General features: G+C 71.4%; 20 protein-coding genes, 1 pseudogene and 1 riboswitch. Of the genes and pseudogenes, 11 read left to right on the forward strand and 10 right to left on the reverse strand.

Annotated features, from left to right (window positions below):
• Positions 1–484: 484 nt before the first annotated feature.
• The 3 genes from AB0412_RS26390 to thrC form a co-directional block, all read right to left on the reverse strand.
• Positions 485–688, reverse strand: coding sequence for a cold-shock protein (locus AB0412_RS26390; protein ID WP_004986573.1), 204 nt, complete (start codon positions 686–688; stop codon positions 485–487).
• A 440-nt stretch (positions 689–1,128) separates the two neighbouring features.
• Positions 1,129–1,404 (reverse strand): MoaD/ThiS family protein, encoded by a 276-nt coding sequence (locus AB0412_RS26395; protein WP_061918629.1) that lies wholly within the window; start codon positions 1,402–1,404, stop codon positions 1,129–1,131.
• Positions 1,405–1,521: 117 nt separating this feature from the next.
• A complete protein-coding gene (thrC, locus tag AB0412_RS26400) occupies positions 1,522–2,805 on the reverse strand; it encodes a threonine synthase (RefSeq protein ID WP_366405062.1) in 1,284 nt (427 codons plus the stop codon).
• Between the two features lie 18 nt (positions 2,806–2,823).
• A riboswitch (SAM riboswitch) is annotated at positions 2,824–2,971 on the reverse strand.
• A gap of 163 nt (positions 2,972–3,134) precedes the next feature.
• Here thrC and AB0412_RS26405 point away from each other — a divergent pair.
• The 3 genes from AB0412_RS26405 to otsB are packed head-to-tail and all read left to right on the forward strand — an operon-like array spanning position 3,135 to position 6,449.
• Positions 3,135–4,079: a glucosyl-3-phosphoglycerate synthase gene (locus AB0412_RS26405; protein ID WP_366405063.1), complete on the forward strand. Its 945-nt coding sequence runs from the start codon at positions 3,135–3,137 to the stop codon at positions 4,077–4,079.
• A 60-nt stretch (positions 4,080–4,139) separates the two neighbouring features.
• On the forward strand, positions 4,140–5,528 hold the full coding sequence (locus AB0412_RS26410; protein ID WP_366405064.1) for a trehalose-6-phosphate synthase: 1,389 nt from the start codon (positions 4,140–4,142) through the stop codon (positions 5,526–5,528).
• 57 nt (positions 5,529–5,585) lie between these two features.
• Positions 5,586–6,449: a trehalose-phosphatase gene (gene otsB / locus AB0412_RS26415; protein ID WP_366405065.1), complete on the forward strand. Its 864-nt coding sequence runs from the start codon at positions 5,586–5,588 to the stop codon at positions 6,447–6,449.
• 8 nt (positions 6,450–6,457) lie between these two features.
• Here otsB and AB0412_RS26420 read toward each other — a convergent pair whose 3' ends face one another.
• Complete coding sequence (locus AB0412_RS26420; RefSeq protein ID WP_366405066.1) at positions 6,458–6,709, reverse strand: DUF3263 domain-containing protein; 252 nt, start codon at positions 6,707–6,709, stop codon at positions 6,458–6,460.
• Between the two features lie 53 nt (positions 6,710–6,762).
• Positions 6,763–8,031, reverse strand: a complete 1,269-nt coding sequence (locus tag AB0412_RS26425; protein WP_366405067.1) for an extracellular solute-binding protein — start codon at positions 8,029–8,031, stop codon at positions 6,763–6,765.
• Positions 8,032–8,149: 118 nt separating this feature from the next.
• Here AB0412_RS26425 and AB0412_RS26430 point away from each other — a divergent pair, with 118 nt between their 5' ends.
• The 3 genes from AB0412_RS26430 to AB0412_RS26440 all read left to right on the forward strand — a co-directional run bounded on the left by AB0412_RS26430 (position 8,150) and on the right by AB0412_RS26440 (position 11,290).
• The gene (locus AB0412_RS26430) at positions 8,150–9,094 is read left to right on the forward strand and encodes an ROK family protein (RefSeq protein WP_366405068.1); all 945 of its coding nucleotides are present in this window, start codon (positions 8,150–8,152) and stop codon (positions 9,092–9,094) included.
• Positions 9,094–10,239 (forward strand): N-acetylglucosamine-6-phosphate deacetylase, encoded by a 1,146-nt coding sequence (gene nagA / locus AB0412_RS26435; RefSeq protein WP_366405069.1) that lies wholly within the window; start codon positions 9,094–9,096, stop codon positions 10,237–10,239. Before AB0412_RS26430 ends, nagA begins: the two co-directional genes overlap by 1 nt.
• A gap of 121 nt (positions 10,240–10,360) precedes the next feature.
• On the forward strand, positions 10,361–11,290 hold the full coding sequence (locus AB0412_RS26440) for a 1-phosphofructokinase family hexose kinase (RefSeq protein ID WP_366405070.1): 930 nt from the start codon (positions 10,361–10,363) through the stop codon (positions 11,288–11,290).
• 361 nt (positions 11,291–11,651) lie between these two features.
• On the opposite strand, the gene AB0412_RS26445 is transcribed toward AB0412_RS26440, so the two are convergent.
• Together AB0412_RS26445 and cdgB are read right to left on the reverse strand one after the other, a co-directional pair.
• Positions 11,652–12,581, reverse strand: a complete 930-nt coding sequence (locus tag AB0412_RS26445) for a carbohydrate-binding protein (RefSeq protein ID WP_366405071.1) — start codon at positions 12,579–12,581, stop codon at positions 11,652–11,654.
• 118 nt (positions 12,582–12,699) lie between these two features.
• Positions 12,700–14,403, reverse strand: a complete 1,704-nt coding sequence (gene cdgB / locus AB0412_RS26450; protein ID WP_366405072.1) for a diguanylate cyclase CdgB — start codon at positions 14,401–14,403, stop codon at positions 12,700–12,702.
• Between the two features lie 350 nt (positions 14,404–14,753).
• On the opposite strand from cdgB, the gene AB0412_RS26455 reads away from it, so the two are divergent.
• On the forward strand, positions 14,754–15,338 hold the full coding sequence (locus tag AB0412_RS26455) for a flavin reductase family protein (protein WP_366405073.1): 585 nt from the start codon (positions 14,754–14,756) through the stop codon (positions 15,336–15,338).
• A 76-nt stretch (positions 15,339–15,414) separates the two neighbouring features.
• Entirely contained in the window at positions 15,415–15,885 is a 471-nt protein-coding gene (locus AB0412_RS26460) for a GNAT family N-acetyltransferase (protein WP_366405074.1), read from the forward strand.
• Positions 15,886–16,161: 276 nt separating this feature from the next.
• Here AB0412_RS26460 and arfB read toward each other — a convergent pair whose 3' ends face one another.
• Positions 16,162–16,599, reverse strand: coding sequence for an alternative ribosome rescue aminoacyl-tRNA hydrolase ArfB (gene arfB, locus AB0412_RS26465; RefSeq protein ID WP_366405075.1), 438 nt, complete (start codon positions 16,597–16,599; stop codon positions 16,162–16,164).
• A 144-nt stretch (positions 16,600–16,743) separates the two neighbouring features.
• Here arfB and AB0412_RS26470 point away from each other — a divergent pair, with 144 nt between their 5' ends.
• The 3 genes and pseudogenes from AB0412_RS26470 (at position 16,744) to AB0412_RS26480 (ending at position 18,242) form a co-directional block, all read left to right on the forward strand.
• Positions 16,744–17,319, forward strand: coding sequence for a TerD family protein (locus AB0412_RS26470; protein WP_260825064.1), 576 nt, complete (start codon positions 16,744–16,746; stop codon positions 17,317–17,319).
• Positions 17,320–17,387: 68 nt separating this feature from the next.
• Positions 17,388–17,742: pseudogene (locus tag AB0412_RS26475) on the forward strand (GNAT family N-acetyltransferase); the annotation flags it as partial.
• Between the two features lie 29 nt (positions 17,743–17,771).
• The gene (locus AB0412_RS26480; protein ID WP_366405076.1) at positions 17,772–18,242 is read left to right on the forward strand and encodes a hypothetical protein; all 471 of its coding nucleotides are present in this window, start codon (positions 17,772–17,774) and stop codon (positions 18,240–18,242) included.
• Between the two features lie 10 nt (positions 18,243–18,252).
• On the opposite strand, the gene AB0412_RS26485 is transcribed toward AB0412_RS26480, so the two are convergent.
• On the reverse strand, positions 18,253–19,644 hold the full coding sequence (locus AB0412_RS26485; protein WP_366405077.1) for a M1 family metallopeptidase: 1,392 nt from the start codon (positions 19,642–19,644) through the stop codon (positions 18,253–18,255).
• A 76-nt stretch (positions 19,645–19,720) separates the two neighbouring features.
• Complete coding sequence (locus AB0412_RS26490; protein ID WP_366405078.1) at positions 19,721–20,317, reverse strand: heme-binding protein; 597 nt, start codon at positions 20,315–20,317, stop codon at positions 19,721–19,723.
• Between the last annotated feature and the right edge of the window lie 186 nt (positions 20,318–20,503).

Raw genomic sequence — 20,503 nt, forward strand, 5'->3', positions numbered from 1 at the left:
GTGGGCGCGCCCCACTTCTTCTCGAGGACGACGTTGCGGCCCTTGGGGCCGAGCGTCACCTTGACGGCGTCCGCGAGCTGGTTCATGCCGCGCTCGAGGCCGCGCCGCGCCTCCTCGTCGAACGCGATGATCTTGGCCATGTGAAGTGGTCCCTCCAGGACTGGGGGTGATTCCTTCGGACCGCGCCCGCGCCCGCGACGGACGGCTCGCACGCCTCGTGGTTCCTTGCCCCACCCGGCCTGCGGGCCTCACCGACCCGGTCCTTCGCTGTCACTCTCACCTTCAGAGTGCTAACGCCAATGATTAGCACTCGGGCATGGTGAGTGCAAGCGCCCTCCGGGGTTCGGACGGGCGCTCAGCCCCGCGCGAACAGGGGCGTGCACCGGGTGCCGGCCGCGCTCCGGGCACGGCGAAGGGCCCGTACCCCGGGAGGTACGAGCCCTTCGTCAGCAGAAGTTCTTGCAGTTCTCGGCTGGTAGCGCGTTCAGGCGGTCACGCGAACCATGTCGGCCTGCGGGCCCTTCTGACCCTGCGAGATCTCGAACTCGACCCGCTGGCCCTCTTCCAGGGTGCGGTAGCCGTCCATCTGGATCGCGCTGTAGTGGACGAAAACATCCGCACCACCGTCGACCGCGATGAAGCCGTACCCCTTCTCCGCGTTGAACCACTTGACGGTGCCCTGAGCCATGCCTAACTCCCCTATTACTGGCCCTTGCACAGATCCACACTTCGCGGATCCGGGTCAGACCTCACCCCCCAACGGTTGGGGGCGTGCGCCGGAACGCGTCGACCGCGGCTGAATGTATCTGTCCAACTGCCGTCTGCAACAGGTCAATCGGACGAGAATTCTGGACGACACCGGTCCGGAATGTGGTGAGAATTCACCCGAATTCGGGGCAAGTCGGACCGCATAAATGCCGCAAATGCCGCGAAAAAGGCTCGCACTTTGGCCGTATCCAGTCGGACGTACGGCAGGAATTCAGGGTTTCCGATCAGCGGATCAGGAGCGCGTTCCCCAACTCTACCGCGCTCAATCCCATGGAATTGCCCCCTCCGCATCTCTCACGGAGGGGGCAACACGATGAACACTCGGTAATCGATGTTACCGACGGTAATGATCAGCCTCGGTCAGCCGCCCGCGACGGCCGGGATGATGGAGACGCCGGCACCGTCCGGGGTGGCCGTCTCCAGCCCCTGCTCGAAGCGCACGTCGTCGTCATTGACGTAGACGTTCACGAACCGGCGCAGCTTTCCCTGATCGTCAAGGACACGGGCAGCGATCCCGGTGTGGTTCTTCTCCAGGTCCTCGATGACCTCGGCGAGGGTGGCACCTTCGGCGGAGACCTCCGCCTGGCCACCCGTGTAGGTGCGCAGGATGGTGGGGATGCGGACAGTAACGCTCACTTCAAACCTCCGGTCAGGTGACTTACCCCAGGGGCGCGGGGCTGTATCGAATGTGCGGCTACCGCCGCGTGGGCGCGACCAGCCACATGCGGCCCGCAGACGAACGACAAGCGACTCCTACGCGAGCCCAGCCTCACGGAACGACTCAAGACTCGGCCGAATCGTCGCCGTCAGCCCCGTCCCGGCCACCGCATCCAGCGTCTTGAGACCATCCCCGGTGTTGAGCACCACGGTGGTCTTCGACGGATCCAGCACACCGTTCTCGATGAGCTTCCTGGTGACACCCACCGTCACCCCACCGGCGGTCTCCGCGAAGATCCCCTCGGTCCGCGCGAGCACCTTGATCGCATCCACGACCTGCTCGTCCGTCACATCCTCCACAGCACCGCCGGTGCGGCGCGCGATGTCCAGGACGTACGGACCGTCCGCCGGGTTGCCGATCGCCAGCGACTTGGCGATCGTGTTCGGCTTCTGCGGGCGGACGACGTCGTGCCCCGCCTTGTACGCGGTCGACACGGGCGAGCACCCCTCGGCCTGCGCACCGAAGATCTTGTACGGCTTGTCCTCGACGAGGCCCAGCTTGATCAGCTCCTGCAGACCCTTGTCGATCTTCGTGAGCTGCGAGCCGGAGGCGATCGGCACGACGATCTGGTCCGGCAGCCGCCAGCCCAGCTGCTCGCAGATCTCGTACGCGAGCGTCTTGGAGCCCTCCGCGTAGTACGGCCGCAGGTTGACGTTGACGAAGCCCCAGCCCTCGCCCGCCGGGTCGCCGATCAGCTCGGAGCAGAAGCGGTTCACGTCGTCGTAGTTGCCCTCGATGCCGACGAGGTCACCGCCGTAGACGGCGGCCATGACGACCTTGCCCTGCTCCAGGTCGTGCGGGATGAACACGCAGGAGCGGAAGCCGGCGCGGGCCGCGGCGGCGCCCACCGCGCCGGCGAGGTTGCCGGTGGAGGAGCAGGACAGGGTGGTGAAGCCGAAGGCACGGGCGGCCTCGAGGGCCTGGGCGACGACACGGTCCTTGAAGGAGTGCGTCGGGTTGCCGGAGTCGTCCTTCACATACAGGCCGCCGGTGACGCCGAGTTCGCGGGCGAGGTTGTCGGCCTTGACGAGCTTGGTCCAGCCGGGGTTGAGGTTCGGCTTGGTCGCCACGTCCGCGGGGACGGGCAGCAGCGGCGCGTAGCGCCAGATGTTCGCGGGGCCCGCCTCGATGCGCCGCCGGAGTTCCTCGGTGTCATAGGCCGAGAAGTCGTATGCGATCTCCAGCGGGCCGAAACACTCCTCGCACGCGAAGACCGGGCCGAGGGGCACGCGGTGGCCGCATTCGCGACAGCTCAGCGCGGCGGCGGGACCGAGATCGACGGTGGACTCGGTGGTGCTTGCAACAGTCTGCACAGCCATGTGAGGCGAGGCCCTTTCTCCTCATCTTCCTCACGACGCATCTCGCCGTGAGACGGATTTGGCACCTTCCCTAGCCGGGAGCCTCGCCACGTCTGTGTGACAAGAACCGACTGGAGGGTTGCCGGGGCTTCATCGGGCCGTATCCCTCTGCCCCTCTGGATGAGCGGTTTTCAGTTGTGTTCTTCAGTTGTCGCGGAACGTCGTCCGCGCGGCGACCCCGGCATGCGATGGTCACGCGCGTTGTTCAAGACTGTAACCGACGGCCAGGACACTTGAGATAGCCGTCCGTACCGCGAGATGGATCACAGACCAGTGAGGAGCCGCCGATCGTGCTGGAAGAAGTCGAGCGCTGGCTGATCGACCGCTCCTGGTCCGTGTCCGACCGTCCGCTGCACCGGATCCTGGCCGCCAAGCGGGCCACCGGGCAGTCGGTGAGTGTGGTGCTGCCCGCGCTGAACGAGGAGGAGACGGTCGGCGACATCGTGTCCGTCATCCGTCACGACCTGGTGCTCCAGACCCCTCTCGTGGACGAGATCGTGGTCGTGGACTCCGGCTCGACGGACCGTACGGCCGAGGTGGCGGCCGCGGCGGGCGCGACCGTGGTGCACCGGGACGAGATCCTGCCCCGGCTGCCCGCCGTGCCCGGCAAGGGCGAGGTGCTGTGGCGTTCGCTGCTGGTCACGCGCGGCGACATCGTCTGCTTCGTCGACGCCGACCTGAAGGACTTCTCCTCCGACTTCGTCTCCGGCATCGTCGGCCCGCTGCTCACCGAGCCGGACGTGCAGCTGGTGAAGGCCATGTACGACCGGCCGCTGGGCGCCGCCGCCGGTCAGGGCGGCCGGGTGACGGAGCTGATGGCCCGGCCGCTGCTGAACATGCACTGGCCGCAGCTGGCCGGCTTCGTGCAGCCGCTGGGCGGCGAGTACGCGGCCCGCCGCTCCCTGCTGGAGCAGCTGCCCTTCCCCGTCGGCTACGGCGTCGAGCTGGGCATGCTGGTCGACGCCCTGCACCTGGTGGGTCTGGACGCGCTCGCGCAGGTGGACGTGGGCGCGCGCAAGCACCGTCACCAGGACGGTCAGGCGCTCGGCCGGATGTCCGCCGCGATCTACCGCACCGCCCAGCTGCGCCTGGCCCGCGGCCATCTGATCCGCCCCGCGCTGACACAGTTCGAGCGCTCCGGGGACAACTTCGAGCCGCGCACGTACTCGGTGGACACGGAGGAACGGCCGCCCATGACGGAGATCGCGGAGTACCAGGCGCGCAGGGTGGCCTGAGGTTCGTATACGGCCGATGCGTACGTTTGAGCGGTTGTGGGCCGGGCTAGGTTGAGGCTTATGGCTTCGACGTTCGGTGCAGCTCAGGTGCTGGTGGCCTCGAATCGGGGGCCCGTTTCGTACGTGGTGGACGACGACGGTTCGTTGCGGGCCAAGCGGGGCGGCGGCGGGCTGGTGTCCGGGCTGTCGGCGATCGGGCCGGACGCGGGGGCGCTGTGGGTGTGCTCGGCGCTGTCCGACGGCGACCGGGAGGCCGTGCGGCGCGGGGTCGGCGAGGACGGCGTGCGGATGCTGGACATCCCGGCCGAGGTGCACGCGGACGCGTACAACGGGATCGCCAACTCGGTGCTGTGGTTCGTGCACCACATGCTGTACCAGACTCCTCTGGAGCCGGTCTTCGACGCGGAGTTCCGGCGGCAGTGGGCGTCGTACGAGACCTACAACCGGGCCTTCGCGGACGCGCTGGCCCAGGAGGCGGCGCAGGGCGCGGCGGTGGTGGTGCAGGACTACCACCTGACCCTCGTCCCCGGCATGCTCCGCGAGCTGCGCCCCGATCTGCGCATCGGGCACTTCTCGCACACGCCGTGGGCGCCGCCCGAGTACTTCCGGATGCTGCCCGACGACATCGCGGGCCAGGTGCTGCGCGGCATGCTGGGCGCCGACCGGCTGGGCTTCCTCACCCGGCGCTGGGCGGACGCGTTCACGGCGTGCTGCGAGCGCTTCGTGGGCGGTGTCGGGGACACCCGGATCGGTGTGCACGGCCTGGGCGCCGACGCCGACTTCCTGCGGGCCCGCGCCCACGAGGCGGACGTCGAGGAGCGCATGGCCGGTCTGCGGCGCGAGATCGGGGAGGGCCGCCGCACGATCGTCCGGGTGGACCGCACCGAGCTGTCGAAGAACATCGTGCGCGGGCTGCTGGCCTACCGGCAGCTCCTGGCGGACCGCCCCGAGTGGCACGAACGCGTCGTGCACGTCGCCTTCGCCTACCCCTCCCGGCAGGATCTCGCCGTGTACCGCGACTACACCGCCGAGGTGCAGCGGCTCGCCGAGGAGATCAACGAGCAGTACGGCACCGAGGGCTGGCGCCCCGTCGTGCTGCACGTCAAGGACGACTTCGCCCGCTCGCTGGCCGCGTACCGCATGGCGGACGTGGCGCTGGTCAACCCGATCCGCGACGGCATGAACCTGGTCGCCAAGGAGATCCCGGTGGTCTCCGACCACGGCTGCGCCCTGGTCCTGTCCCGCGAGGCGGGCGCCCACGAGGAGCTCGGCGAGTACGCGATCACGGTCAACCCCTACGACATCTCCGCCACCTCCCAGGCCCTCCACGAGGCCCTGACGATGCCTCCGGAGGAGCGGGCGGAACGCTGCAAGCACCTCACCGCAGCAGCCACCGCCCTCCCCCCGGCCCAGTGGTTCCTGGACCAGCTGAACGCCTTGCGGGCCTGACCCTGTGTGGCCGATCAGGCATGCGTGCCGGGGCGGGGGCGTGGATAGGTTGGGCGTATGGGCAGTCATGGGGATTCCGCGGGAGCGATCGACTCGCTGGTGAGGTCCGTCGGCCGGGCCGGACGGGAAGGGCTGGAGGGGCTTCTCGCGCGGCCCGGGAAGGCCTTGGTCGGGCTTGACTTCGACGGGACACTCGCGCCGATCGTGGCCGATCCCGAGCAGGCGCGGGCGCATCCCGGGGCCGTGCCGGCGCTGGCCGCGCTGGCGCCGAAGGTGGCCTCCGTGGCCGTGATCACCGGGCGGGCGCCCGGGGTCGCGGTGCGGTACGGGGGCTTCGCCGGGGTGAGCGGACTGGAACACCTGGTCGTCCTCGGGCATTACGGTGCCGAACGCTGGGACGCCCGCACCGGCAGTGTCACCGCGCCCGCCCCGCATCCCGGGGTGGCCGCCGCCCGTGAGGAGCTGCCGGGGCTGCTGGACCGGGTGGGTGCCTGGCAGGGGACCTGGATCGAGGAGAAGGGGCGGGCGGTGGCCGTGCACACGCGGCGGGCCGCCGATCCGCAGGCCGCGTTCGAGGCGCTGCGGGACCCACTGAGCGAGCTGGCCTCGCGGCACGGGCTGATCGTCGAGCCCGGCCGGATGGTGCTCGAACTGCGCCCGCCGGGCATGGACAAGGGCGTCGCCCTGCTGGAGTACGCCCGCGAGATCGGCGCCGAGTCCGTCCTCTACGCCGGTGACGACCTGGGCGACCTGTCCGCCTTCGCCGCCGTCGAAAAACTCCGCTCCGACGGCGTCCCCGGTCTGCTGGTGTGCAGCGGCAGCGACGAGGTGACGGAACTCAGGGAACGCGCGGACGTCGTGGTCGACGGCCCCGAGGGGGTCGTCGGACTGCTGCGGGGGCTGGCGGAGCGGATCGGCTGAACCCCGGGTCAGCGCTCCGCGCGGCGTCTGTCCCGGACACGGCGCAGGCGGTTCACGGTCACCGGGTCGTGGGCCAGGGCGCGGGGATCGTCGAGGAGGGCGTTGAGGAGCTGGTAGTAGCGGACGGGGGGCAGGCCCAGCTCCTCGCGTATCGCGCGTTCCTTCGCGCCGGGGCCGGGGAAGACGCGGCGTTCCAGCGCGAGGATGTTCCGCTCGCGGCTGCCCAGGCCCTGCCGCTCGGCCGACGGTTCCTCGTCCATGCTCTGCACCGTAGCCCCTGCCACTGACAACGCCCCGGCCGTGCCCGCGAGCGCTACTGGGCGCTCTCCGCCCGGGTCGCCGTCGTCTGGAGCCGGGTCAGGACGTCCGTGGGGCTGCCGTCGGGGGTGACCGCCTTGCCGATCTGCTCCTTGACGGCCGCGTTGACCGCCGCCCAGGAGGTGTTGCCGACCGGGTAGAGCTCGGACGTCACCAGCTGGTCGAGGAACGGCCGCAGGTGCTTGTCCCGCTCGGCGCCGGCCATCGTCCGGGACGCGGACGTGGTGACCGGCAGCAGGTTGTAGTCGCGGGAGAAGTCGAGCACCTGCTTCTCGCCGTAGACGAAGTCGAGGAAGTCACCGATCTCGTCGCGGTGGCCGTGCTTCTTGAAGGCCATCATCCAGTCGGCGACGCCGAGCGTGGCGGGGCTCTCGCCGTCCACCCCGGGCGTCGGCACCATGCCGTACTTCACGCCCTTCTTCCCGGCCATCGCCATCAGGGAGGGATGGCCGTTGAGCATGCCGACGTCACCCGCGGCGAACGCCGCGAAGGCGTCGGCCCGGTTCAGCTTCCCCGGGGCGACGGGACCGGTCAGGCCCTTGCCGACCAGCTCGTCCTTCAGCCAGGTGAAGGTCTTCACGTTCGGCGCGGAGTCGATGGCGTAGGTGCCCATGCTGTCGGTGTAGCCGCCCTTGCCGCTGAGCAGCCACTGCATGGTCTCGGCCTGTGCCTCCTCGGGCCCGAGAGGCAGGGCGTAGGGGTACTTCACGCCGTCGGCCTTGAGCGCCTCGGCGTCGGCCGCGAGCTCCTCCCAGGTCTGCGGCGGGGTGATGCCCGCGTCCGCGAAGAGCTCCTTGTTGTAGAACAGCACGCGCGTGGAGGAGGCGAACGGCATCCCGTACTGCACGCCGTTGACCCGGCCGGCCTCGGCCAGCTGGGAGACGAAGTCGGCCTGGACGGGGATGGAGAGCAGTTCGTCCGCCTTGTAGAGGAGGCCGTCGGCGGCGTAGTCGGCGTACGCGCCGATCTGGGCCATGTCCGGCGGGTCGCCCGCGTCGACCATCTCCTTGACCTTGCGGTCGACGTCGTTCCACGAGTACACGCTGACGTCGATCTTCACGCCGGGGTGGCCGGCCTCGTACTCGTCGACCAGCTCGGCCCAGTACTTCCTGGAGCTGTTGGCGGCCGACGTGCCGTAGTCGGCCGCGACCAGCCGCAGGGTGACGTCGGAGGAGCCGGCGCCGGCGCCGCATCCGCCGAGGACCCCCGTCAGTCCCAGTGCGGACACCACCGCGATCGTCCTCGTCCTGACCCGCCGCTGCACTGCTGTCGCCCCAAACCTGGCGCCCCGCGCCATCCGAAACTTTTCGATAGTCGGATTATGGTCTACACCACGTGAGTGGACTAGACCTCTCCCGGGTCCCCGGGCCACACTGTTTCCCGTGAAACATGTCATCGCCCTCGACGTGGGCGGCACCGGGATGAAGGCCGCTCTGGTCGGGGCGGGCGGCGAGCTGCTGCACCAGGCCCGCCGGGCCACCGGGCGCGAACGCGGCCCGGAAGCGGTCGTCGCGGACATCCTCGGCTTCGCCGCCGATCTGCGCGCGCACGGTATCGACCGCTACGGCGTGCCCGCGTCCGCCGCCGGCGTCGCCGTCCCCGGCATCGTGGACGACGCGCTCGGCATCGCGGTCTACTCCGCCAACCTCGGCTGGCGCGACGTGCCGCTGCGCGCGCTGCTCGCCGAGCGGCTCGGCGGCGTGCCCGTCGCCCTCGGCCACGACGTGCGGACCGGCGGGCTCGCCGAGGGCCGGGTCGGGGCGGGGCGGGGCGCGGACCGGTACCTGTTCGTGCCGCTGGGCACCGGCATCGCCGGCGCCATCGGCATCGACGGCCGGATCGAGGCGGGCGCGCACGGCTTCGCGGGCGAGATCGGACACATCGTCGTACGACCCGCGGGGGCCGCCTGTCCCTGCGGGCAGCGCGGCTGCCTGGAGCGGTACGCCTCCGCCGGTGCCGTGAGCGAGGCATGGGCGGCGGCCTGCGGGGACCCGGACGCGGACGCGGCCGACTGCGCCAAGGCCGTCGAGTCCGGGGACGAACGCGCCCGTGAGGTGTGGCGGGAGGCGGTCGAGGCCCTCGCCGACGGGCTGGTCACCGCCCTCACCCTGCTGGACCCGCGCACCCTGATCATCGGTGGCGGGCTCGCCGAAGCAGGAGAAACCTTGTTCACACCGCTGCGGGACGCCGTCCGGCGGCGGGTCACCTTCCAGAAGCTGCCGTCCCTGGTCCCCGCGGCCCTCGGGGACACCGCCGGATGCCTGGGCGCGGGACTCCTCGCCTGGGATCTCCTCACCACCACTGACCCCTCGGAGGTAACCACCTGATGGCCCCCACCAAGGTTCTCACCGGTGCCCGGGTGGTCCTGCCCACCGGGACCGTGGACGACGGCCGCGTGATCGTCGAGGGCACGCGGATCGCGGACACGGCCCCCGAGAACGCCGAGACGATCGATCTGTCCGGCCACTGGCTCGTCCCCGGGTTCGTGGACATCCACAACCACGGGGGCGGCGGCGCGTCCTTCGCCGGCGGCACCCCCGAGGACGTCCTCAAGGGCGTGCACACCCACCGCGGGCACGGCACCACCACGGTGGTCGCCTCCGCCGTCACCGGTGACCTGGACTTCCTCGCCCGGCACGCCGGGATGCTGGCGGAGCTGGCCCAGCAGGGGGACATCGCCGGCATCCACTTCGAGGGGCCGTTCATCTCCCCGTGCCGCAAGGGCGCGCACGACGAGGAACTGCTGCGGGATCCCGACCCGGCCGAGGTCCGCAAGCTGATCGACGCGGCACACGGCCACGCCCGCATGATGACGCTGGCCACCGAACTGCCGGGCGGCCTGGACTCCGTACGGCTGCTCGCCGACCACGGGGTGATCGCGGCCGTCGGGCATACGGACGCCACGTACGAGCAGACCGTCGAGGCCATCGAGGCGGGCGCGACCGTGGCCACCCACCTGTTCAACGCCATGCCGCCGGTAGGCCACCGCGCCCCGGGCCCGATCACCGCGCTGCTGGAGGACGAGCGGGTCACGGTCGAGCTGATCAACGACGGCACCCATCTGCATCCGGCCGCCCTCCAGCTGGCCTTCCACCACGCGGGCGCCGCCCGGGTCGCCTTCATCACCGACGCGATGGACGCGGCCGGCTTCGGTGACGGCCGCTACATGCTGGGTTCGATGGAGGTCGAGGTCGCGGACGGTGTGGCCCGGCTGGTGGAGGGCGGCTCGATCGCGGGCTCCACCCTCACCCTGGACCGTGCCTTCCAGCGAGCGGTGACCGTGGACCGGCTGCCCGTCGAGGACGTCGTCACGGCGATCTCCGCCACCCCGGCCCGGCTGCTCGGCCTGGACGACCGGATCGGTTCCCTCGAGCCCGGGAAGGACGCGGACCTGGTGGTCCTGGACGCGGAGTTCGCACTGAAGGGCGTGATGCGCCGGGGTGAATGGGTGGTCGATCCCCAACTGGGCTGATCAGTCCCGAGGACCGGGCGGGACGGTGGCCGGTCCGAGGGGTGGGCCGACCGCTCTCTCTTTGGCATGATCGTGTCTCCGGGGCCCACGGCAGGCGCAGCAACAGGGGGAGGTCGTCCCGGTGATCCTCACGGTCACGCTGAACACGGCGCTCGACATCACCTATCGCGTACCGTCCCTTCGGCCGCACCACTCCCACCGCGTCTCCGAGGTGACGGAACGTCCGGGCGGCAAGGGCATCAACGTGGCACGGGTGCTGGCGGCGCTCGGGCACGAGGTGACGGTGACCGGTTTCGCGGGCGGTACGACGGGACAGGTCCTGCGCGACCACCTGCTGCGTGTCCCGACCCTGACGGACGCGCTGGTCCCGATCTCCGGCACGACGCGCCGTACGACGGCCGTGGTCGACGAGACCTCGGGCGGCACGACCCAGCTGAACGAACCGGGACCGACCATCACGGCGGCCGAGTGGTCGGCCTTCCAGGAGGCGTACGAGACCCTCCTCCCCTCCGCCTCGGCGGTCGCCCTGTGCGGCAGCCTGCCGCCGGGGGTCCCGGTGGGCGCGTACGCGGGCCTGATCCGCACGGCCCGCGCGGCCGGGGTTCCGTCCCTGCTGGACACCAGCGGAGCGGCGCTGCGCCGTGGGGTGGCCGGGCGGCCCGACATCCTGAAGCCCAACGCCGAGGAACTGGCCGAACTCACCGGCTCCCACGAGCCGTTGCGCGCCACCCAGGACGCCCGCAGGAGGGGCGCGGGCACGGTGGTCGCGTCCCTGGGCCCGCAGGGCCTGCTGGCGGTGACCCCGGACGGCCACTGGCGCGCGGCACCCCCCGCACACCTCCACGGCAACCCGACCGGCGCCGGCGACTCGGCGGTCGCGGGCCTGCTCTCGGGCCTGGTCGAACACCTCCCGTGGCCGACCCGCCTGGCCCGTGCGGTCGCCCTCTCGGCGGCGACGGTCGTGTCCCCGGTGGCGGGCGAGTTCGACCAGGAGGTCTACGAGGACCTGTTGGAGAGGGTGGCGGTGACCAGGGAGGCGAGCGCGGCCTGAGAACGGCCGACGCCTGCGGTGAGGCGTCCGGTATCCAGCTTGCCCTTCCACGGCAAGATCGAAAGGATGACCGACGACCGCATCACACCCCGCCGCGGCCAAGTGCGCGAGCGGCGGCTTGATGTCGAAGTGACTGCCGTAGCAGGAAGCGTCCTTGTAGAGCGTGATGAGCTTGTTGCTCTGGTTGGAGACCCGTCCGGCCGCTGCGCGGGTAGCAGCCGTTGTCCTTGCCGGCCACTACGCGGTCCTTGGCCCGTGAAGAGCATGGCCGTCCGGGGATGACGTACCCCGGGCGATGACTCCGCAGGAAACACAGCAGCCGTGGCCGCACGCTCCTCGCGGCCACGGCTGCTTCGTCGGATCAGCTCGGCGGTTCCTCCGTGAGCCAGAACTGGTCGAGGTTGGCGTTGCACTGGTTGCCCTCGTTGCAGACGAGCTCGATGGTGTTCGTGCCCTCGGTCAGGTTCACGTTGGCCCAGGTGGTCTGCCAGCCCTTTTCCCAGTCGCCTTCGGGCTGCTTGCCGAAGTTCTGCATGTTCAGCGGCCGGGACTGCGCCTTGCCGTTGACCACCACGGTCGCGTTGGCGTCCACTCCGGGGATGCCGTAGCGGACGTAGAAGCGGTATGTGCCGGCCTTCTCGATACCGCTGACGGTCCAGACGACCTTGGCGCCCACCTTGTTGAAGCCCGCGACGTAGACGCCGCCGTCAGCCTTCGACCCCTTGATGTCCGAGGCCGTGACGGGGCCGCCCTCCAGGCGGAGGGCCTTCGCGTCGATCTCGGGCAGGTCGGCCTCGGTCTTGCCGCTCTCGCTCGCCGAAGGGCTCGGTTCCGAGCTCTGGGACTGGGTCGGGGTGGCGTCGGCCTGGTTGCCGCCCTTGTCCTCGTCGCCGCCGATCATGGCGACCCCGATGCCGATGACGACCGCCGCGACCACCGCGATCGCGCCGATCAGCAGGCCCTTGGTGTTGGGGCCGCGGCCGCGGCCGCCGCCGTGGGCGGGCTGCGGGGAGTGCACCGTGGGGGCGGCGCCGCCCGGCAGGGTCTCCGGGGCCGCGTAGTGCGGGTTGGGCTGGCCGTAGGTGCCCTGCTGTTGCGGTATCTGCGCGGCGGGGCCGCCGCCCTGCTGGCCGTACTGGCGTGTGCCGACCGCCCGCACGCGGTTGACCGAGTTCGGGTAGCCGTAGCCACCGGACGGCGGCTGGGCCCCGTTGGCCTGGCCGTCGGCGTAGAGGTAGCCGAACGGGTCGTCGTCCTCGGGCGTGCTCGCGCCGCTGTTGCCGGGCGTCATCCCTTGGTGCTCCTAGCTGCGGATCGGGTGCGGATGCGGGTGGTGAGGATGGCGAGCCTACCCGTTTCCCCGCGCCCAAACGGGTGACTCAGACCGCATCAACCCACTGACCTGCGGTTCATCCCGCGCGCCGGTGCTGTTTGGGACGAGATCGTTTCTCGACGTACATCCGTTCGTCAGCGGACTTCAGCACTTCGTCGGCCGTCATGCCGCAGTGCGCCCAGCCGATGCCGAAGCTGGCCCCGACCCGGACGGCCCGGCCCTCGGCCCGGATGGGCTGGATGATCTCGTTGCGCAGCCGCACCGCGAGGTCCTGGGCGTCGGCCCGGCCGAGCCCGTCGGCGAGGATCACGAACTCGTCGCCGCCGAGCCGGGCCACGGTGTCGCCGTCCCGGACGCCGTTGCTGAGCCGGCGGGCGACCTCGATGAGCACGGCGTCGCCGGCGTTGTGCCCGAACCGGTCGTTGATCGACTTGAAGCCGTCGAGGTCGCAGAACAGCACCGCGAGCCCCTTGGTGCCGTCGTCGCGGTCCCCGGCGGGGGCGACGGTGTGCACATGGTGGTCGTAGCCGTCGTACTCGTCCGCGCCGGGCGGGAAGTCGAAGTCGTGGCCCCGGTCGAAGTCGGGCGGGCCGTAGGCGGCGTCCAGCGAGGAGTCCAGCGAGTCGAAGGACTCGTAGGGGGCCATGGCGGAGCCGACCGCGGCGGGCAGCGTCGGCTGCGGGCGCTGCCGGCACAGGCGCGCGGAGAGCCGGGCGCGCAGCTCGGCGGAGTTCGGCAGGCCGGTGAGGGAGTCGTGGGAGGCGCGGTGGGCGAGCTGGAGCTCCCGGCGCTTGCGCTCCTCGATGTCCTCGACGTGGGTGAGCAGGAAGCGGGGGCCGTCGGCGGCGTCGGCGACGACGGAGTTGCGCAGGGAGACCCAGACGTACGTGCCGTCGCGGCGGCCGAGGCGCAGCTCGGCGCGACCGCCCTCGGCGGAGGTGCGGAGCAGGGTGCCTATGTCCTCGGGGTGCACGAGGTCGGAGAAGGAGTAGCGGCGCATCGCGGAGGCGGGGCGGCCCAGCAGGCGGCACAGCGCGTCGTTGGTCCTGAGGATCCGCCCGTGCTGGTCGCCGCCCATCTCGGCGATGGCCATGCCGGAGGGGGCGTACTCGAAGGCCTGCCGGAAGCTCTCCTCACTGGCGCGCAGGGCCTGCTGCTCGCGCTCGAGGCGGACCAGGGCGCGCTGCATGTTGGCCCGCAGACGCGCGTTGCTGATCGCGATGGCGGCCTGGAAGGCGTACATCTGGAGCGCCTCGCGGCCCCAGGCGCCGGGCCGGCGGCCGTTGCGCGGGCGGTCCACGGAGAGCACGCCGACCAGCTCGCCGGAGGCGCCGGCGCCCTGCGGGCCGGGCGCGTACATCGGGGCGAAGAGGCGGTCGGAGGGGTGCCACTCGTCCTCGAAGCGGGGCGCGGGCCCGTCGGTGTACCACTGGGGGACGTCGTCGTCGTCGAGGACCCAGCCCTCGGTGTGCGGTATGAAGATCAGGTCGCCCCAGCGTTCGCCCATGGACAGGCGGCGGTCCCAGGACGCGCGGGAGCCGACCCGGCCGGTGATGAGCGCCTCGGCCGCCGGGTTGCCGGAGAAGGCGGCGACCACGAGATCGCCGTCGGGGCGTACGAGATTGACGCAGGCCAGCTCGTACCCGAGGGCGTTCACGACGCCGTCGGCGACGGTCTGCAACGTGTCCGCCAGGCTGCGGGCCGTGTTCATGTCGGCCATGACCTGGTGCAGTTGTCGCAGGGACGCAAGGCGGACGTAGGGCTCCGACTCGGTCTCCATGCTCGCCCTCCCCCCGAGACCTCGTGGCGAATCAAGGGTGCTCATCGGCGTATCGTCCTGGCAGCTTCCCCGCCACTGAATCACAGCGCGCTGCCCACTCGGTACACAGGGTCAACAATTCCTCCCCCTTGTGACTCAAGTCACAGCTAAACATGAACAATTGCGGGGTCTTTCCGCGTTTCCGCGTGCGTTTACCGAGGGTGGATTTTGTGGCGGTTGTGGGTGTCCGGTGCCGGACGGCGGGCCGGACGGGGGGCTGTCCGGCGGTCCCGCTCGGCCGCTGGTCCTAGGTCCCCGCTCGGGCAGAGGTCCGATGCGGTGGCCATGGAGCGGAGACTAGCGTTTCCGGCGTGCCCGACACTCCCTCCGTGCAGTCCACGATCACCGCTCCGCCCGCCGCCCGGCATGCTGAGGGGGTGAGCAACGACGAGTTCCGCGCCGCCATGTCCCGGCTGGCCTCCGGCGTGGTCCTGGTGACCGCGAAGGAGCCGCCGCTGGATCCCGACGACCCGCGGGCACCGGCCGGCGAGGACGTCGGCATGACGGCGACCGCGTTCCTGTCGGTGTCCCTGGACCCGCCCCTGGTGCTGGTCAGCCTGCGCGAGGGGTCCCGCATGGACGAGCTGCTCGAGGAGCAGCCGCTGTGGGCGGTCTCCGTGCTCTCCGAGAGCCAGCGGCACATCGCCGGCCGCTTCGCGATGAAGGGCCGCATCAGCGACCGGCTGCTCTTCGAGGACATCCCGTACGTACGGGGCGAGTACACCGGGGCGCCTCTGGTGGGCGGCGCCCTGGCGACCCTGGAGTGCCGCACCGAGCAGCGGGTGACCGCCGGGGACCACACGCTGGTGATCGGGCGGGTGCTGGCGGCGGACGTGCCGAGCGCGGAGGGCGGGCCGCTGACGTATTTCCGGGGCCGTTACCGGCAGTTGGGCTGAGATCCGTCCGCGCTTTTCCGTTCCCGGTCGCGAAATTCCTTTTACCGCCGGGTTTTTCGCACCTACCCTGCCCGGCGTGACGACCACCTCGCCCCGCCTCGAACAGATCACCCCGAAGAACCTGGACGCCGCGCTCGGCATACGCGTCCGGCCCGAGCAGGAATTCGCGGTCGCCCCGGTGGTGAAGTCCCTCGCCGAGGCGTACGTCCACCCGGACGCGGCCTGGCCCCGCCTGATCATGGACGGCGACCGCGCGGTCGGCTTCCTGATGGCCTTCCTCGACATCGACTGGTACGAGGACGGTGGCAGTGTCATCCGCTCGGGCCTGTGGCGGCTGAACATCGCGGCCGGGGAGCAGGGCAAGGGATACGGCCGTTTCGCCGTCGAATCGGTCGCCGCGGAACTCCGCCGCCGCGGCACCAAGGAGTTCTACGTCACCTGGCACCCCGAGGAGCACGGGCCCGAGGACTTCTACCTGGGCCTCGGTTTCCGCCCGAACGGGGAGGTCGTGGAGGGGGAGACGGTGGGGGTACTGGACCTGGGCTGAGCGAGCCCGGCCCGCGGGACCGGGCTCGCGGGGTCGCGCTCGCGGGGCCGGGCTCGCGGAGCCAGGCTCACGGGGCCCGCTCCAGCCGCGCGCTGGGCTGAGCGTGCCCGGCCCGCGGGACTGGGCTGGCGGGGTCACGCTCGCGAGGTCACGCTCGCGGAAGCAGGCTCGCGGGGTCACTCCAGCCGCGCGCTGGGCTGAACGTGCCCGGCCCGCGGACCGGGCTGGCGGGAGCGGGCTCGCAGGACCCGGGCTCGCAGGACCGGGCTCGCGGGGTCAGGTCCAGTCGCGTGCCGAGCGGCCCCGCTTGGTCTCCGCGCGCTGTTTCTTCTCCCGCAGCCGCCGTTCGTTGATGCCGCGCGGGATGCGGGTCGGCTTGCGGGGCTTGGGCGGAGGGGCGGTGGCCTCGGCGAGCAGCGCCGCGAGGCGCACCGCGGCCGTCTCGCGGTTGCGCCACTGGGAGCGGTGCTCGGAGGCCCGGACGGTGAGGACACCGCCGGTCAGCCGGCCGGCCAGCCGCTCCAGCGCACGCTGCTTCCACACCTCGGGTAGCGCCTCGGTGCGGGCGAGGTCGAAGCGCAGCTCGACCTGCGAGTCGCTGGTGTTCACGTGCTGTCCCCCGGGCCCCGACGACCGCGAGAAACGCCACAGGAGCTCCGCCTCGGGCAGACAGACGGAGCCACGGATGACATACGGACCGGACATGCCGTCCATGGTCCCGCCCGTGACCGGTCCACGTCACTCGAATATCGCAGGTAAAGAAAGTAAAGGAGCTGGAACCTCGCGTACCCCTCTCCGCGTTCAAGGAGGTAGCTGTAGCTTCTAGCCGTACGCAAACGAGGGAAGGAACTCCCAACAATGGCTGTAAGCCTGTCCAAGGGTGGCAACGTCTCGCTCACCAAGGAGGCACCGGGCCTGACGGCCGTCACCGTGGGCCTCGGCTGGGACGTCCGTACCACCACCGGCACGGACTTCGACCTCGACGCGTCGGCGATCGCGGTCAACCCTCAGGGGAAGGTCTACTCGGACGCCCACTTCGTCTTCTTCAACAACAAGCAGACGCCGGACAACACCATCGTCCACACCGGTGACAACCGCACGGGTGAGGGCGCCGGCGACGACGAGGCGATCAACGTCAATCTCGCCGCCCTCCCGGCCGACGTCGAGAAGGTCGTCTTCCCGGTCTCGATCTACGACGCCGAGAACCGCAACCAGAACTTCGGCCAGGTGCGCAACGCCTACATCCGCATCATCAACCAGGCCGGCGGCACCGAGATCGCCCGCTACGACCTGTCGGAGGACGCCGCGACCGAGACCGCCATGGTCTTCGGCGAGCTCTACCGCAACGGCGCCGAGTGGAAGTTCCGCGCCGTCGGCCAGGGCTACGCCTCGGGCCTGGTCGGCATCGCCCAGGACTTCGGCGTGAACGTCTGACGCACGCCCGCACCAGGACGTGCCCGACCGGAGCCCCCTGCCCTTCCCGGCCGGGGGCTCCGGCGCGTCCGGCCCCGCTCCTCGCCGAGCTCACCGCCCTCTACTCCTCCGACCGCGCCTTCCAGGAGCTCAGCGGCGACTTCCCGGACCCCGGGGACATCCGCCCGGAGCAGGTGGCGTCCGCGCCGGCCGAGGAGCCGGCGCACCCGGACGCGGAGTGCTGCTCGCGCGGGACGCCGGGCGGCCGGCCGGCATCGCGATCACCCTCGCCCACCACCCCGACCCGGCCGACCCGGACGCCTCGCCGTCCTCGAGAACAACCCGAGGGCCCTGGCCTTCTGGACGGCCCCCGGCTACGAGATCGTCGACCACCGCGAGGACCGCCGACTGGGCCGCCCCTGCGCCGTGTTGCGCAAGGTGCTCGCGGACCGCCGAACGGGCACCATGTCCGCGTGGACTGGATGACCTTGGCCGGTACGGGACTTGGCGCGGTGGTCGGTGTCGGGGCGACGCTGCTCGCCGACCGCGCGCGCTGGCGCCGGGAACTGACCGAGCGGAACCGGCAGGAGCGCCGGGAGATCTACGTGACCTGCCTGACGAAGTACCGGCAGGCCTACGAGGACATGTACACGGTCGCCGTGCGCCACCGGGGCGATCCGGAGGCGCGCGACGCCGCCGTACGCGAGGCGTTCCGGGCGTCGGGCTGCGACGAGGTGCGCGAGTCGGCGCTGCTGTGCGCCCCGCAGGAGATGTCGGACGTGATCGAGCGCGTCTACGAGGGCCTGCGTGACCTGCTGGAGGTGTTCGCCTCCGGGCAGCCCTCGCTCGACTCCCCGGAGCTCCAGGAACACCGTCTCCGGTACGGGAAGGCGGTGTGGGCGGCCCGCGCGTCGATACGCCAGGACCTCGAACGCCGCGCGTGACGTGAGCGGCTCAGGGGTGCGGCGGCTTCCCGTCGCCGTGCAGCCACTGCGACCAGATCGCGGTGAAGTCGTGGTCCGGGGCCCGGCGCTCGACGTAGGCGGTGAAGTCGGCGGTGTCCGCGGTGCCGTGCCGGTGAGTGGCGGCCCAGCCGCGGAGCAGCCCGAAGAACGCGGCGTCGCCCACTGTCTGCCGGACCTTGTGCAACACCATCGCGCCGCGCCAGTAGACGGGCAGGTCGGAGATGTGGGCCGCGTCGGGCGGGTCGGCGGGCGGGAAGGACCACAGGGCCTCGTCCGACTCGGCGTCGGCGAAGTGCTCGCCCGCGTACAGCGCGTCGAAGGTCTGCTGGGCGGTGTCGCCGCCGTGGTCCTCCCGCCACAGCCACTCCGCGTAGGTGGCGAAGCCCTCGTTCAGCCACATGTCCCGCCAGGACCTCGGGGTGACGGAGTTGCCGTACCACTGGTGGGCGAGCTCGTGGACGAGGAGGCCGGTGTCCGGGGCGCCGGGGAAGACGGGGCGGGTCTGGGTCTCCAGCGCGTACCCGGAATCCTCCGGCCGCTCGACGATCGCGCCCGCCGTGGAGAACGGATACGGGCCGAACCTCCGCTCGGCCCAGTCCAGTACGCGCGGCAGCTCGGCCAGGGCGCCCCGGCTCACCTCCCGCTGCTCCAGGTCGACGGCCGTGAGGACGGGCAGCCCGTCGGCGGTCCTGGTGCGGGCGATGTCGTACCTGCCGATCGCGACGGTGGCGAGATAGCTCGCCATCGGCTCGCCGGCACGCCACCTCCACGTCGTACGGCCGCTCCTGGTCTCCTGCCCGGCGGGCTCCCCGTTGGACACCGCCCGCAGCCCCTCCGGCACGGTCACGGAGACGGCGTACGTCGCCTTGTCGGAGGGGTGGTGGCTGCCGGGGAACCACGCCATGGACCCGACCGGCTCCCCCAGCGCCAGCGCCCCGTCCGCCGTGGGCAGCCAGCCCTCCTCGGCGCCGTCCGGGTCGGTGAGGGTGAGCGGGGTGCCGGAGTAACGGACGGTCAGCCGGAAGGTCCGGTCCCGCTCCACCTCGTCCCGCGGACGCACGGTCAGCTCCTGCCCGGCACGGTTCCAGCGGGCCTCGGCCCCGTCGACCGTGACGCGCCCGACGTCCAGTCCCTCGAGGTCGAGGTTCAGCGCGGAGAGGTCCTGCGTGGCGCGGGCGGTGAGGGTCGCGGTGCCGGAGAGGTGACGGGTGCGCGGCTCGTAGGCCAGGTCGAGGTCGTAGTGCGCGACGTCGTAGCCACCGTTGCCGGCTTTGGGGAAGTACGGGTCGCGTACACCTGCCGCACCGGGTGTGCCGTCGACCCCGCCGCCACATGCGGCGAGCAGGACAAGTACGGCGACAAGGGACCGGTGAGCACGCACTCCGTGATCCTATGAAGGCTCCGTGATCCTATGAAGGACGCGGCAGGACAGCGCCCCTTCAGGGGCGCCGCTCAGCTCAGCGCCGCGCCACGGCCTCGGCCCCGGCCTGCGCGAACTTCTCGTCCAGCGCCCCGGACGGCGCCCCCGCCACACCGATCCCGGCGATCGGCGCGTTCCCCGCGGTCACCGGCACACCGCCGCCCAGGAACAGCGTGCCCGGGATGTCCTTCAGATTCGGCGCCTGCTCCAGCCGCTTCGCCAGCTCCGACGTCGGCGCGTTCCAGGACACCGCCGTGTACGCCTTGCGCTCCGCGGACGCGTACGACTGCGGGCCGGCGCCGTCACCGCGCAGGGTGACGACGGTGTTGCCGTATCGGTCGACCACGGCGACCGTCACCCGCTGGTTCTCCTTCTCCGCAGCGTCGAGCGCCGCCTGCGCGGCACGCGTCGCGGCGTCGATGGTCAGGTGGGTGGAGGTGGTGGTGGCCCGGTCCGGCACGGAGGCCGAAGCGGCCGAAGCCGCCGCTGCGGCCTTGGGGGACGCGTCCGGCGCCGACGCGTTGGCGGACACCGCACCGAACCCTCCGAGGGCGACGGCGGCGAGCACGGCGCCCCCGGTGGCGATGCGGGCGCGGCGGGACGACTTCTTGTGGGCGGGCTTCTCGGCAGCCATGCGGGGACTCCTCGGATGATCGGCGGGCGGCCCGGTGCCGCCCCGTTCTGTCCGCTGTCCACCCTCCGCCCGGACCGGGGCCTTCACCGTCGGCGTTCCGGCTGCGCCCCCGCCCCTCGACGGACGACACGGCGGTCATCCGATCGGTTGACCCTCCCGTTCCCTCGCACGGCGACAATGGAGGTG

Source organism: Streptomyces sp. NPDC052012, from assembly GCF_040689265.1.
In the GTDB taxonomy this organism is placed as follows: Bacteria; Actinomycetota; Actinomycetes; order Streptomycetales; family Streptomycetaceae; genus Streptomyces.